The sequence below is a fragment of the Mesorhizobium sp. P2_E9 genome (assembly GCF_056403815.1).
Map to the genome: position 1 here is coordinate 13,255 of NZ_JBFUET010000004.1, position 14,599 is coordinate 27,853.

The window sequence follows — 14,599 nt, forward strand, 5'->3', positions numbered from 1 at the left end:
CATGTACATGTACGCCCCTTGAATTCGTTGTTGCAGCGTTAACCTGAATTGGTTCTAGCTTGGTGCAATAGTTATTCGGGGAGGACATCCATGAACAATTTGCGTCTGAAAGCACTGCTGGGGGCGGGGTGCTTTTCGCTGGCTTTGATCGGTGCGGTAATGCACCCGGCTCACGCGGGCGGCTTGGAACGCGGCGGCTACGACATCGATCTGCTGTTCGATCCGGCGCAGGTCGCGACCGAGGCGGAAGCGACCTATGTGATGCCGGATCGCAAGTACGAGAATGCGAAGGGGCCGGGCGGAGCCAATCTCGGCTGGGGCACCTCGGCCGACGGCGCGGAGGGCTATTGGGTACCCCGCATCGGCGTCAAGGCCCAGGTTGTGCAGGGCGTCGACTGCATGTTCGACTATTCGCAGCCTTGGGGCGCCCATGTTGCGCCCGGCGTCTGGAACGGTGCGTTTTCCAATATGGAAACTGACATCAAGAGCGACAACTACGCGGGCACCTGCTCGTACAAGATGGATGCGGGGAAGGGTCAACTTCGCTTCATCGGCGGCGTCTTTTACCAGAAGGTCTACGGCTACAAGGAAAGCCTTGTGTCGCCCTTTGTGCCCGATTTCGGGGGCACGGGTCGCGTCGACTTGACGAGCAATGGCTGGGGCTGGCGCGCCGGCCTTGCTTACGAGATACCAGACATCGCATTGCGGGCGAGCCTCGTCTACAATTCGAAGGTCAAGCTCGACAACATCTCGGGCACGCTCGATCTGACGAATGTCGGCGGCCCCGTCATCCCGATTTACGGCTCGACCCAGTACATGCCGGATGTGGTGGAGCTGAAATTGCAGTCGGGAATTGCGCCCGGATGGCTCGCCTTTGGCTCGATCAAGTGGGTCAATTGGAGCGTTTTGCAAAGCGTCCCGATTTGTGCGGTGGGTACTCCTTCCGCACTGTGCGTCACGGGCGACAAAGTTCATTCAGCCCAGTTGACCTCTCTCGACCTGATGTATCGTGACGGCTGGACGGTTACAGGCGGTATTGGCCACAAGTTCAACGATCAATGGGCGGCCGCCGGCCAGCTTTCCTGGGATCGTGGCACCTCGCACGGCTATGGCTCTCAGACCGATACCTGGACGTTGGGTGGCGGCGTGGCCTACACTCCGAAGCCCAATATCGAAATTCGTTTGGCAGGTGCGATCGGAGTGCTGACCAGCGGCCATTCCGGCATGGTGGTCGGAGAGAATGGTTATGTTGCTGGCGACGATGCTAGCTATGACTTCGGCAACGATCTGGTTACGGCGTTTTCCGGCGGCATCAAGATCAAGTTCTAACTATCTGGAAATTCGAGAAAAAGGCCGGGCATTGCCCGGCTTTTTTGTTTGAGCCGGGATCGCCGGCGATGCCGTCATTCAAGCTGCGTTGCATATTAGCCGCACTGGGACCGCCTCGTGCGATTGTGACGTTTCGGCAACACTTTCTGAACAACCCCTGCGCTAGAAGTCGGGTCGAGGAAATTGCCCATTTCCCGCCATAAACCCGGCGCACCTCGATCTTGTCTCGGGACACGCGCCAAAAGGCTCGGCGATGGGACAGGCCGCACCGCCCGCGGCAAGGATGAGAATGGACGCCAAGGTCATTTCAAAGGCTAAGCTCCCTAGCCGCCATGTGACTGTCGGTCCGGCGCGCGCGCCGCACCGGTCCTATCTCTATGCCATGGGGCTTTCCGCCGCCGAGATCGCGCAGCCGCTGGTCGGCGTCGCCTCCTGCTGGAACGAAGCCGCCCCCTGCAACATCTCGCTGATGCGCCAGGCGCAGGTGGTCAAGAAGGGGGTAGCCGCCGCCAACGGCACGCCGCGCGAATTCTGCACCATCACCGTCACTGACGGCATCGCCATGGGCCACCAGGGCATGAAGTCGTCGCTGGTGTCGCGTGAGGTCATTGCCGACTCGGTCGAACTCACCATGCGCGGCCATTGCTACGATGCGCTGGTCGGGCTGGCCGGCTGCGACAAGTCGCTGCCGGGCATGATGATGGCCATGGTGCGGCTCAACGTGCCGTCTATCTTCATCTATGGCGGCTCGATTCTGCCCGGCAGCTATCGCGGCCGCCAGATCACCGTGCAGGATGTGTTCGAGGCGGTTGGTCAGCACTCTGTCGGCACGATCGGTGATGCCGAGCTTCTTGAAATCGAGCAGGTGGCCTGTCCGTCGGCCGGTTCCTGCGGCGCCCAGTTCACCGCCAACACCATGGCCACCGTCGCCGAGGCGATTGGTCTGGCGCTGCCCTATTCCTGCGGTGCGCCGGCCCCTTACGAAATGCGCGATCGTTTCAATTTCGCCTCCGGCGAAAAGATCATGGAACTGATCGCGAAAAACATCCGGCCGCGCGACATCGTCACGCTGAAGGCGCTGGAGAATGCGGCGACCGTGGTTTCCGCCACCGGCGGCTCGACCAATGCTGCCCTGCATCTGCCGGCGATCGCGCATGAGGCGGGGATCAAATTCGATCTCTTCGACGTCGCAAAGATTTTCGAGAAGACGCCTTACATCGCCGACCTCAAGCCAGGCGGCAAATATGTCGCCAAGGATATGTTCGAGGCCGGCGGCATTCCGCTGTTGATGAAGACGCTGCTCGACCACGGCTATCTGCATGGCGATTGCCTGACGGTCACTGGCCGCACTTTGGCCGAAAACATGGAACATGTTGCCTGGAATGAACACCAGGATGTGGTCCGCCCGGCCAACAGACCAATTACCCAAACCGGCGGTGTCGTGGGGTTGAAGGGAAACCTCGCCCCCGAAGGCGCGATCGTGAAGGTCGCGGGCATGGCGGAGTTGAAATTCTCCGGCCCGGCGCGCTGCTTCGATTCGGAAGAGGAATGTTTCGAGGCGGTGTCGCATCGCAACTACAGGGAAGGCGAGGTTCTCGTCATTCGCTACGAAGGGCCTCGCGGCGGCCCGGGCATGCGCGAGATGCTGTCGACGACGGCGGCTCTGTATGGCCAGGGCATGGGCGGCAAGGTGGCGCTGATCACCGACGGTCGCTTCTCGGGCGCGACACGCGGCTTCTGCATCGGCCATGTCGGGCCGGAAGCAGCCGTGGGCGGTCCGATCGGTCTCATCCGGGACGGCGACGTGATCTCGATCGATGCCGTGAACGGCACGATAGAGGTGGCGCTGACCGAGGCTGAACTGGCGGCGCGGGCCAAGACATGGAAGGCGCGCACGACCGACTACCAGTCGGGCGCGATATGGAAATACGCACAGACGGTCGGATCTGCCCGCGACGGCGCGGTCACCCATCCGGGCGGTGCGAAAGAAACACACTGCTATGCGGATATCTGAGTTGTTGAAGTCAACACCAGAGTTGTTGAGGTCATCTGTCCTTCCGGCACTGGTCGCTGTCGCGATCTTTGGCGCCGTGGGCCAGGCTTTGGCCTTCGACGACAAGGTGTTCGACGACAAGACCGGCGTGAAGCCGCAGTCGAGCCCCTGGGCAGTGTTCCAGTTCGGCTTTTCCGCCTACAAGAACGGCCACAAGGAACAGGCAGCCGAAGCCTATAAATACGCCGCCGAAAACGGCCAGATCGGCGCCACCTGGAAGCTTGCCCGTATGTATGCCGAGGGCGACGGCGTGGCGCGCGACGACTATGAGGCGTTCAAGTTCTTCTCCGAGATCGTCGACCAGGATGTCGAGCCCGGCTCGCCCGAAGAAAGCTACGTCTCCGACGCGCTGGTGGCGCTCGGCGATTATCTGCGCACGGGCATTCCCGGCAGCCCGGTCACCGAAAACGAGGTGGCGGCGCAGGAATATTACATGCGCGCCGCCGCCAACTACCGCAACCCGAACGCCCAGTTCGAGATGGGACAGATGTTCCTGAAGGGTGAGGGCGGCGTGAAGGCCAGCGTCAAGCAGGCCGGGCGCTGGTTCCAGCTCGCCGCCGAGAAGGGCCATGCCGGCGCCCAGGCGACGCTTGGCCATCTCTTGTTCCAGAGCGGCAAGATCGTTCGCGGCCTGGCGATGATGACCGCGGCGCTCGAGCGCGCGTCGCCGGCCGACCAGCCCTGGATCCGCGGCATGCAGGAAGAGGCTTTTGCCGCGGCCGGCGAAGCCGACCGGCGCACGGCGATCTCGCTGGCGGATGACATCCTGACCAAGGGCACCGCCAACACGGACCAGTGAGTCGCCTGCCGATCTCTCCCCTTGTGGGGGTGTTTGGACCGGGGATTGGCAGCTTGGTTGCCGGCGCGTTTTCTTGCAACGTTGGAGATTGGCAAAAGCGGTTGCGACAGCCGATCTCCCCCCGTGTGGGGGAGATGTCCGGCAGGACAGAGGGGGGCGCTGTCCCGCCAGCCTTGCTGTTATTCTGACGTACCCGCAACCCCGGCCACGATTACAATATGTTGGCAGACATTGTCGATGTCGCGGATGACGTCGTCGTTCCAGAAGCGCAGGACAGCCCAACCGTCTTGCTCCAGGCGCAACGTCCTTGCTCCGTCGCTGTCTGCGGCGTCGGCTTCCGCATGCTGGGAGCCGTCGACTTCGACGACAAGTTTCTTCTCCGGGCAAGCGAAGTCGACAATGTACCCGGCGACCGGAAATTGTCGACGGAAGCCAAGCCCCATCAACCGGTGCGCGCGAAGCTCGTTCCAGAGCTTCAATTCGGCTGATGTCATGACCTTGCGCATCGATCTGGCGTTTGCGCGATGTCTTGGAGGCAATGGTGTATGAGGCATTGCGATGCTCGGTCGCTGTTGAGGCCGGCGCTCTACGGCGCCCCCCTCTGGCCTGCCGGCCATCTCCCCCACGAGGGGGGAGATCGGCTAATGGGCAAAATCAGTTCTCAGTCGGCTCCGTCGGCACCATGCTTGGTGCGGGCGTCGAGATCGGCGTGACATGCGGGTGCGGCGCCATCGTGTTTTCAGGGCAGCTGTCGCCGACCTTCGTCCAGGATGTGTTGTTGAGCACCATCTCGCAGCGAGCCAGATGGCTCTGGTCGGCAACCGTCAGGCAGGCGACCTGACCAACCGGATAGGATTTTCCATTGGCAAGACATTCCGGGGCGGCGAAAGCCGGCGCCATGGCAGCCGTGGCAAATGCCAAGCCGATCGGACAAACAACAAATCGAATGGTCATGGGAACCCCGGCCGCCATGATGATCTCCCATCATGCGCCTGAATGTGGCGATATGAGGTCCGGCATCGCCGTGCCCGGCCTCGGGGCGCAGAGCCTCCCGTCAGGCCGGCTGTAGCGCGAGATCGATCGCCACCGGCACGTGATCGGAGGGCTTTTCCCAGGCGCGCACATGCTTCTCGATCGAGGCCGACGAAAATCGGTTGGCGGCTTCCGGCGACAGCAGCAGATGGTCGATGCGGATGCCGTTGTTCTTCTGCCAGGCGCCGGCCTGATAGTCCCAGAAGGTGTAGGTGTCGGGCGCATCGGTGACCGCGCGCACCGCTTCGGTGAAACCGAGGTTGAGCAGCCGCCGGAAAGCCTGCCGCGTCTGCGGCTGGAACAGCGCGTCACCGAGCCAGTTCTCCGGAAAGCGCGCGTCGATCGGCTCGGGAATGACATTGTAGTCGCCGGCCAGCACCAGTGCCTCTTCCAGCCTCAGCCGGTCCTCGGCCCAGCGCTCCAGCCGCGCCATCCAGGACAGCTTGTAGGGGAATTTTTTCTCGTCATCGATCGGATTGCCGTTCGGCAGATAGAGCGAGGCGACGCGAAGCGCGCCCTTGTCGGTCGAGAACACGCCTTCGATGAAACGTGCCTGCTCGTCGGTGTCGTCGCCCGGCAGGCTGCGATTGACTTCGTCGAAGCGCAGCTTCGACAGCAGCGCCACGCCGTTGAAGCCCTTCTGGCCATGGGTTTCGACATTGTAGCCCAGCGCCTCGATCTCGGCGCGCGGGAACTGCTCGTCGACCGTCTTGATTTCCTGCAGGCAGACGATGTCGGGTGCGCTTTCGGTCAGCCAATGGGTGAGGTTGCCGATGCGGGCGCGCACGCCGTTGATGTTCCAGGTGACGATTTTCATGACGGTCTATTCTTCCTGCGGCGGGTGGCGTTCGACGAGGCCGATCGTATTGCCTGCCGGATCCTTTAGGAAGGCCATCCACTCGCTTTCCCCCGCCGGACCGAATGTGCCTTCGGTGTCGCGATGGACAAGCGCTGGCGGCGCGGTAAAGGGAACTCCCGATGCCTTTGCCTCGGCGTGGAAGGCTTCGAGGCCCGTTAAGTCGAGATAGACGGTCCCGGCCGGCACACCGTCCGTGAACAACAGACGCACATCGCCCGCCATGATGAAGGCGATACCGGGGGGATCATAGCGGGCGTGAACGCCCATACCGAGCACATCGCGCCAGAAGGCCAGCGTCGAATCAAGGTTGCGGCCGGCCGACAACGCGATCTGACGGACCGCGCCGATGCCAGGCATGCCGCTAGATGGAGAAGCTCGTGCCGCAGCCGCAGGAGGCGACAGCGTTCGGATTGCGGATCTGGAAGGACTGGCCCATCAGATCGTCGACGAAGTCGATCACCGAACCGCCCATATAGACCAGCGACAGATCGTCGATCAGCACCGTGGCGCCGTCCTTCTCGATGGCGACATCGTCGTCGTTGCGCGCATCGACCAGGTCGAACTTGTAGGAAAAGCCCGAGCAGCCGCCGCCTTCGACGGAAACGCGCAGCGCCGTCTTGCCGGCCTCGCCAGAGACAATTTTGGCGATCCGCTTGGCGGCGGCCTCGGTCATGTCGACTTTCATGGCAGTCTTGGCATCCGCGCCCATGGGCGTCACCTTGCTTTCGGTTTCACATGATAGGTATGAAGCGCGAGGGGCCAAGTCAACTAGATCAAGTCAACTGCGGCAGCATCAGCCATGACCAATGAGTTAGGCGACATCGGATTTGGCTATCGGCCGCGCGCGGCCTATGCGACCGATCCGGCGCTTTCGCGCGGCCGCCTGTTCGACGAGGTCGAAAGCCCGACTCGCACGCCGTTCCAGCGCGACCGTGACCGCATCATCCATTCGACGGCGTTCCGGCGGCTCAAGCACAAGACGCAGGTCTTCATTGCGCATGAAGGCGACCACTATCGCACAAGGCTGACCCATTCGATCGAGGTTGCGCAGATCGCGCGTGCGCTGGCGCGGGCGTTGCGCGGCGACGAGGATCTGGCTGAAGCGGTGGCGCTGGTGCATGATTTCGGCCACACGCCCTTCGGCCATACCGGTGAGGACGCGCTGAACGACAAAGTCGCGGCCTGGGGCGGTTTTGACCACAACGCGCAGTCGCTGCGCATCGTGACAAGGCTTGAGGCACGCTATGCTGAATTCGACGGGCTGAACCTGACCTGGGAGACGCTGGAGGGCCTGGTCAAGCACAATGGCCCGCTGACGGATAGCAGCGGCAAGGGCCTGAAAGGGCCGGTGCCGCAAGCAATCCGCGATTATTCGGAGCTGCAGGATCTCGAACTCGACCGGTTCGCCGGTATCGAGGCGCAGTGTGCTGCGATTGCCGACGACATCGCCTACAACACGCATGACATCGACGACGGGCTGCGGGCAGGGCTGCTGACGCTCGATATGCTGAAGGCGGTCTCGCTGCCGGGAACGATCCTGGCGGGTGTGCGCGAGCGCTACCCTGCACTCGATGACGTGCGCACCGGCCACGAACTGATGCGGCGGCAGATCACCGCCATGGTCGAGGATGTCATTGTCTCGGCGACCGCCAATCTGGAACGTGTCGGGCCGCGCAGCGCCGATGCGGTGAGGGCGGCGGGCGAGACGATGGTGACCTTTTCCGCCGAGATGGCCGCGGCCGAGAAGGAACTGAAGGCCTTTCTCTACAAGCACCTCTACCGGCACAAGGAGGTGATGCGGGTGCGCGCCGGCGCCGAGCAGATCGTCAGGGACCTCTTCGACGTCTATTTCGCCGATCCGCGCGCCATGCCGGACGGCTGGCGCGAGGGGCTGGACAGGGCCGACGATCGCATCAAGGCGCGCAGTGTGGCCGATTTCCTGGCCGGGATGACCGACACCTACGCGCTCAAGGAACACAGGCGTTTGTTTGACCGCACCCCGGATTTGAGCTAGGGCGGGCGCGATTTTGCCGGCCAACGAGCCGGATTCGCCATAAAGCCGCCAGAGCAATACCCATGAACATCTTCGCCGATTTCACCGCGCGAGTCACAAAGGCTGTCGAAGCGCTTGATCTGAAAGACAAGGACGGCGTTTCGCCTGACCTGTCGCGCATTGCCGTCGAACCGCCACGCGACCCCAGCCATGGCGATCTCGCGACCAATGCGGCAATGGTGCTGGCCAAGCCCACCGGCCAGAACCCCCGCGCGCTGGCCGAAAGGCTGGCGCTGGCGCTGCGGGATGACAAGGATGTCGCCGCCGTCGAGGTTGCCGGCCCCGGCTTCGTCAATCTCAGGCTCAAGGACGGCTTCTGGCAGGCGCATCTGACCGCGCTGCTCGAGCAGGGCCGCGATTATGGCCGCTCGACGATCGGCGCCGGCCGGAAAACCAATGTCGAGTATGTCTCCGCCAACCCGACGGGGCCGATGCATGTCGGCCATTGCCGGGGCGCGGTTGTCGGCGACGCGCTCGCCAACCTGATGGCGTTTGCCGGCTACGACGTGACCAAGGAATATGTCATCAACGATGCCGGCTCGCAGATCGATGTGCTCGGGCGCTCGGCCTTCCTTCGCTACCGCGAAGCGCTAGGCGATGACATCGGCGAAATACCGGCCGGACTCTATCCGGGCGACTACCTTGTGCCGGTCGGTCAGGCGCTGGTCGCGGAATTTGGCCGCAAGCTGCTGCAGATGCCCGATGACGAAGCGCTGGCCATCGTCAAGGACCGGACCATCGATGCGATGATGGCGATGATCCGCGAGGATCTGGCTCTGCTCAACGTGCATCACGACGTGTTCTTCTCCGAGCGCACGCTGCATGCCGACAATGCCAGGAAGATCCGCTCGGCGATCAACGACCTGACGCTGAAGGGCCATATCTACAAAGGGAAGCTGCCACCGCCCAAGGGCGAGAAGCCGGACGACTGGGAAGACCGCGAGCAGACCCTGTTCCGCTCCACCGCGGTCGGCGACGACATGGACCGGGCACTGGTCAAGTCCGATGGCGCGTTCACTTATTTCGCCGCCGATGTGGCGTATCTGAAGGACAAGGTCGATCGCGGCTTCGTCGACCTGATCTACGTGCTCGGCGCCGACCATGGCGGCTATGTCAAACGGCTGGAAGCGCTGGCGCGGGCAATTGCCGGTGACGACGTCAAACTAACCGTCCTGCTGTGCAATCTGGTCAAGCTGTTTCGCGAAGGCGAGCCGGTTCGCATGTCGAAGCGGTCCGGCGATTTTGTCACGCTTCGGGAAGTGGTGGAGGAGGTCGGCCGCGACGCGGTGCGCTTCATGATGCTGTTCCGCAAGAGTGATGCGCCGCTCGACTTCGACTTCGCCAAGGTCACCGAACAGTCGAAGGACAATCCAGTGTTTTATGTGCAGTACGCCTCGGCGCGCTGCCATTCGGTGTTCCGGCAGGCCAGCGAGCAACTGGGCGAGGCGAATTTCGATCGCAAAAGCCTGGCTGCCGCGGCGGCTTTGCTGACGGACGAGGGCGAGATCGGCCTGATCCGCAAGCTTGCGGAATATCCGCGCCTGATCGAGTCCGCCGCTCTTGCGCTGGAGCCCCATCGACTGGCATTTTATCTCTATGATCTGGCTTCCAGTCTCCACGGGCACTGGAACCGGGGCACGGATAATCCGGACTTACGTTTTGTTAAGGTTAACGACCGACAATTGACGCATGCCAGACTAGGGCTGGTGCAGGCTGTTTCGGACGTTCTCACGTCCGGCCTGACGCTGATCGGGGCCGCCGCGCCCAGCGAAATGCGTTAGGTTTGACTAAAAAACCTGTCACCTTTTGCCCACATTGCGCTGGTAAGGGCCAACCCTGCGCGACGTCCATGGCGTCCGAATGAGTGCGAGTTCGGGAACAATAATGGCAGACAGAACCCAGCTGAGAGTAGCCGACAACAACGACATCGCTGACGATGATCCGTTCGCGGAACTGACCAGGATCATGGGATTCGACCCACGCCAGCCGGTCAAGCAGCAGGCGCCGGCCCAGCCACAGGCCGCTAGTCAGTCCACGCAAGGGGACGATTTCGACATCGACCTCGAAAAGGAACTGATGGGCGAGTTCGACGCTGGCGACAGCGCTGCCGCGCCGGTTGTCGAGGCTCATGAGCCGGCATTCGAAACGGCGGCCACGCATTCTGCTGGCGACGATCTTGCGGCTGACGACGATCTTGCGCTGTCGCTCGATGATGATTTCCATCTGGACTTCACCGGTGCCGATGACCATGCGGTCGTCGCCAGCCATGCAATTCCGGGCGCTGCCGAAGCCGCGCCATCCGTCGAACCTGCCTTCGACGCCGATTTCGACAATGCCGTCGCCAGTTCGCTTGAGGACGTTTCGCCCTTCGAGGATGATCTGCCGATGGAGGACGAGCTTGCCGCGTCGCTCGATCGGGATTTCCACATCGAGGACCATGCCGTCCAGATCGAAGACGAGGCCGTCGAGCCCCAGCATGCCGTTGCCGAAGTGCCGGTGGCTGTCGAGCCCGAGCATGAATTCGATGATGCGGTCGCGCTTTCGCTCGAAGACGAGTTGATGCTGGACGACCATTCTCTGGACGACCATTCTGCGGATCAGCACCATGTGGCCGCGACCGCGCTCGACTATCCCGAGCCGGTGCTGGCCGCCGCGCATGAAGCCCAGGCGATTTCCGACGCGGATTTCGAGGGGCACTTCGACGACGCCATGGCTGATGTCGATATGGATTTTGCCGGTCAGGCGGACGAGCCGGTGGCCTCCGATGGCGCGGAAACGCCCGAAGTGCTCGCCGATGCCGTGGACGCTAGCGGCGACTTCTCAAGCCCTGAGGCCGTTTCGGATGATGCGTTCGACCTGAACTTGGACGACGCGTTCGCCGAGCCTGCCGAAGAGCCGGTCGCTGAGGTTGCCGCCGCCGCGGTCCAGCCGACAGCTCCGGCAATTCCGGCAGCCGAGCCGGTGCGGGTTCCCGTGGCGGACGAACGAAGCCTCGAAGATGAGTTGAACGCGCTTCTGGGCGCTATGACTGCGCGCACGCTGCCGTCGGCCAAGGAGCCTGTCGTGGCTCAGCCCTTTGTGGCCCAGCCGGCTGCCGCTCCCGTTCAGCAGTATGTTCCCGCGCCTGCAACGGCTGCCGAGGAACCTGCCGATCTCGACTGGGATCTCGACGAACAAGCGCCCGAGGATCTGCATCCCACCAGCGCGGCTCACGCCGCCGATGCCGATCTCGACAATCTGCTGCTCGATGAGCTTGAGGGCCAGGATCTAGGCTCTGATGCTACTGATCATGTCGACGTCGATTTCGACGATGATGCGTTCGATGCGGCCTTGGCGAGGAACCTCGATCCGCGTGACAAGGTCGCTTCCCAGCAGGATCAGGCCGATTCCCTTGATTGGCTGGCCGACCGCCCCGCGCCGACCGAGCCGACCCGGTCGTGGAGCCGCGTGACGCCGGTTCCCCAGCAGCCGGCATTCGCCGCGCAGCCGGCCACCTCGACGGCGGCCAGGGCCGCCGCGGCTGATGTGGCCCCAGCAGTGGCCGCTGTGCCGTCCTACCATGCGCCCGAGCCGGTTGCGGCTGCTGCCTATGCAGCCCCCGTATCCGCACTGCCGCCACGCCAGTCCTCGCGCTACGAGGAGATGCCTGATGTCGAAACGGTCGATGTGCCGGAGCGCGTCGTGGCGCTGGCGGACGATCTCGACATTCCGGAACTGCATTTCGAGGAAGATGAGCCGGCCTCGCCTGGCTATGACGATCTCGACGCCGAGTTCGCCAGCCTGCTGACGGAAATGAATTCGGTGGAGGTCGCGCCTGCTCCTGCTGCTCCCGCAAGCAGCGCTGCCTATGCCGACGAATCCTACAACGCTGGATACACCTCGGGCTATCAGGCGCCATCCTATGAAGAGCCCAAGCCGGCCTTGCAGCCGGAAGCGCGGACCTATGCGGCGCGTCCGGCGGAAATGCCGGCCCGCGCGGCGGCGAACACAGGCTATGCCGACGCTGCCGACGGCTTCGATCTCGACAATCTGCCCGGCAGCCAGCCGGTCTCGCAGGCGAACGATTTCACCGTCGATGAACTCGACTATGATCCCGAGCTGGACGAGGCGATGTCCGTTCCGGGTCTCGGCGAGCGGGAAGCGGCCAAGCCGTCGGGCCGCCGCGGCCTGTTCATCGCCGCGATCGTCGGTGCCGTGGCAATCGCAGGCGGCCTTGGTGCCTTTGCCCTGCATTTGGGCGGCAAGGGCGGCAGCGAAGCACCTGTGATCGTCAAGGCCGACAATTCACCGATCAAGGTGAAGCCGGAAAATCCGGGCGGCACCGTGGTGCCGAACCAGGACAACAAGGTCTATGACGCGGTGGTCAAGGGCGCCAAGCCCGCCGAACCCGTGCAGCAGAAGCTTGTCACCAACACCGAGGTCCCGGTGGATGTGCAGGCGAAGGATCCGGCCCGTGCCGTCGATCTTTCTGCTGATCAGAGTGCGGCCGCCGGCGCCACCGACGACGGCAATGCCGCGCCGACCGTAAGTGCCGCGCCGGCCGACAATGCGGCGCCCGCGCCCAAGTCCGAGGATCGCATCGCGCAGGTGCTGCAGGATGCCGACAAGGGCACCAACAGCGATGTCGTCGCCGTTGCGCCGCGCAAGGTGAGGACCATGGTGGTCAAGTCCGATGGTTCGCTGGTGCCGCGCGAGGATCCGGCACCGGCCGCGCCGCAGGTGGCGGCGGCCGAGCCGAGCGATCCGGCGCCGCAGCATGTCGCGCCGTCGGCCCAGGCCGATGCTGACCAGACCGGCACCGTGGCGCCCGCCGCTGCCCAGGCGGAAGACGAGCCGGCCCTCAAGCCAGCAGCCAAGCCGGCGAAGGCGCAGTCAGCCAACACTCCGGCCAAGGTTGCGATCGCGCCGCAGCGTCCGTCCGACCAGCCGGTCGACGTCGTCGGCGAGGTCAAGCCCGATCAGGTCGCTTCCATCGATCCGGCAACGACGGCGACCGGTGGCGGTTCGTGGTCGATGCAGGTTGCCTCGCAGCCGACGGTGGAAAGCGCCCAGTCGACCTACCAGGATCTGCAACGCCGCTACGGCAGCGTGCTTGCCGGCCGCACCGCCAACATCGTCAAGGCCGAGATTGCCGGCAAGGGCACGTTCTATCGTGTTCGTGTCGTGGCCCAGTCGCGCAACGATGCCATAAACCTGTGCACCAGCTACAAGGCCGCCGGCGGCAACTGCTTCGTCTCTCGCTAGACGCGTTTCAGTCAATCAAAGCCGGCGCGGCCCAAGGTCGCGCCGGCTTTTTCATGTGCCCAGCGTTTTTCATGTGGAAGCAAGTCACGTGCTTCCACGCATGTGCCCCGAGACGATTCCCTTTGATCGCTCGAAGCCCTAAACTCCTGATATGACCGAATCAAAAGCCATGATCCTCGGCTGTGCCGGGAAATCGCTCACCCGCGAAGAAATCAATTTCTATCGCAATGAATGCCCGTGGGCCTTCATCCTGTTTGCCCGCAACATCGGCGAGACCGAGCAGATCCGCGATCTGGTCGCCGAGATGCGCGATTGTATCGGCCGCCCGGACGCGCTGGTGTTCATCGACCAGGAAGGCGGCAGGGTGCAACGCCTGCGGCCGCCGCTGGCGCCGAACTATCCGGCGGGAGGGGCGCTTGGCGCGCTGTGGCGCGACGATCACGACGCCGGCGCCCGTGCTGCCTGGCTGATGGCGCGGCTGCACGCCTTCGACCTCTTACGCTACGGCATTACGGCGGATTGCCTGCCGGTGCTCGACGTGCCGATCGAAGGCGCCAGCGACGTCATCGGCGCTCGCGCCTATGGCAAGGAGCCGCGCCCGGTCATCGAACTCGGCCGTGCGGCGGCGGAAGGGCTGATGGCGGGCGGTGTGCTGCCGGTGATGAAGCACATTCCCGGCCATGGCCGGGCTTTCGCCGACACACATTTCGAGCTGCCGATAGTCAACGCCTCGCTCAGCGATCTGCAGCGGCATGATTTTGCCCCGTTCCGGGAGCTTAACGACCTGCCGATGGCGATGACGGCGCATGTCGTCTACAGCGCCATCGACCCCAACAACCCGGCAACCACCTCCGGCAAGGTCATCGACGAGATCATCCGCCGCGAAATCGGCTTCGACGGGTTGCTGATGAGCGACGACACCTCAATGAAGGCACTTTCTGGGGATTTCCCGACAAAGGCGGCCTCGATCCTTGCGGCGGGCTGCGATCTGGTCCTTCACTGCAATGGTGTTTTCGAGGAGATGGCGGGCATCGCATCGCGCACAAAGGGGCTTGAAGGCAAGTCTCTGGAGCGCGCAAAGCGGGCGCTGACCTATATTAAGAAACACGACGCGGTCGAGGAAACCGAGATACGCGCTGAATTCGCCACCTATTTCGATGCGGTGGCCTAGCAAAAGGAAGTGACAGGGACAGTGGCGGAAACATTGGAAAGCAAGGCCGCGAAGGCCGC

General features: G+C 63.3%; 12 protein-coding genes. 7 read left to right on the forward strand and 5 right to left on the reverse strand.

Translation table 11 applies throughout. The features are described from left to right. The first annotated feature begins 90 nt into the window (after nt 1-90). The 3 genes from AC1D05_RS08440 (at nt 91) to AC1D05_RS08450 (ending at nt 4,181) form a co-directional block, all read left to right on the forward strand. On the forward strand, nt 91-1,329 hold the full coding sequence (locus AC1D05_RS08440) for an outer membrane protein transport protein (protein WP_477439984.1): 1,239 nt from the start codon (nt 91-93) through the stop codon (nt 1,327-1,329). A gap of 289 nt (nt 1,330-1,618) precedes the next feature. Continuing rightward, the gene (ilvD, locus tag AC1D05_RS08445; protein WP_477439986.1) at nt 1,619-3,343 is read left to right on the forward strand and encodes a dihydroxy-acid dehydratase; all 1,725 of its coding nucleotides are present in this window, start codon (nt 1,619-1,621) and stop codon (nt 3,341-3,343) included. Beyond that, entirely contained in the window at nt 3,330-4,181 is an 852-nt protein-coding gene (locus tag AC1D05_RS08450; RefSeq protein WP_027043784.1) for a tetratricopeptide repeat protein, read from the forward strand. The genes ilvD and AC1D05_RS08450 overlap by 14 nt, the downstream gene beginning before the upstream one ends. Before the next feature lie 179 nt (nt 4,182-4,360). Here the strand turns inward: AC1D05_RS08450 and AC1D05_RS08455 are convergent, their stop codons facing one another. The 5 genes from AC1D05_RS08455 to erpA form a co-directional block, all read right to left on the reverse strand. Further along, nucleotides 4,361-4,735, reverse strand: a complete 375-nt coding sequence (locus AC1D05_RS08455; protein WP_477439988.1) for an endonuclease domain-containing protein — start codon at nt 4,733-4,735, stop codon at nt 4,361-4,363. A 100-nt stretch (nt 4,736-4,835) separates the two neighbouring features. Continuing rightward, the gene (locus AC1D05_RS08460; RefSeq protein WP_477439989.1) at nt 4,836-5,153 is read right to left on the reverse strand and encodes a hypothetical protein; all 318 of its coding nucleotides are present in this window, start codon (nt 5,151-5,153) and stop codon (nt 4,836-4,838) included. An 82-nt stretch (nt 5,154-5,235) separates the two neighbouring features. Beyond that, complete coding sequence (gene xth, locus AC1D05_RS08465) at nt 5,236-6,030, reverse strand: exodeoxyribonuclease III (RefSeq protein WP_477439991.1); 795 nt, start codon at nt 6,028-6,030, stop codon at nt 5,236-5,238. Between the two features lie 6 nt (nt 6,031-6,036). Continuing rightward, a complete protein-coding gene (locus AC1D05_RS08470; RefSeq protein ID WP_477439993.1) occupies nt 6,037-6,429 on the reverse strand; it encodes a VOC family protein in 393 nt (130 codons plus the stop codon). Between the two features lie 4 nt (nt 6,430-6,433). Beyond that, nucleotides 6,434-6,781 (reverse strand): iron-sulfur cluster insertion protein ErpA, encoded by a 348-nt coding sequence (erpA, locus tag AC1D05_RS08475; RefSeq protein WP_172228236.1) that lies wholly within the window; start codon nt 6,779-6,781, stop codon nt 6,434-6,436. 90 nt (nt 6,782-6,871) lie between these two features. Between erpA and AC1D05_RS08480 the strand changes: the two genes are divergently transcribed. The 4 genes from AC1D05_RS08480 to nagZ all read left to right on the forward strand — a co-directional run bounded on the left by AC1D05_RS08480 (nt 6,872) and on the right by nagZ (nt 14,540). After that, nucleotides 6,872-8,086 carry a deoxyguanosinetriphosphate triphosphohydrolase gene (locus AC1D05_RS08480; protein ID WP_477439995.1) on the forward strand — a complete coding sequence of 405 codons (1,215 nt, stop codon included), beginning with the start codon at nt 6,872-6,874 and terminating at the stop codon, nt 8,084-8,086. Between the two features lie 62 nt (nt 8,087-8,148). Further along, the gene (gene argS, locus AC1D05_RS08485; RefSeq protein ID WP_477439997.1) at nt 8,149-9,906 is read left to right on the forward strand and encodes an arginine--tRNA ligase; all 1,758 of its coding nucleotides are present in this window, start codon (nt 8,149-8,151) and stop codon (nt 9,904-9,906) included. A gap of 103 nt (nt 9,907-10,009) precedes the next feature. Then, nucleotides 10,010-13,369, forward strand: coding sequence for an SPOR domain-containing protein (locus tag AC1D05_RS08490; protein ID WP_477439999.1), 3,360 nt, complete (start codon nt 10,010-10,012; stop codon nt 13,367-13,369). A gap of 151 nt (nt 13,370-13,520) precedes the next feature. Continuing rightward, complete coding sequence (nagZ, locus tag AC1D05_RS08495) at nt 13,521-14,540, forward strand: beta-N-acetylhexosaminidase (RefSeq protein WP_172228244.1); 1,020 nt, start codon at nt 13,521-13,523, stop codon at nt 14,538-14,540. Nucleotides 14,541-14,599: the final 59 nt, after the last annotated feature.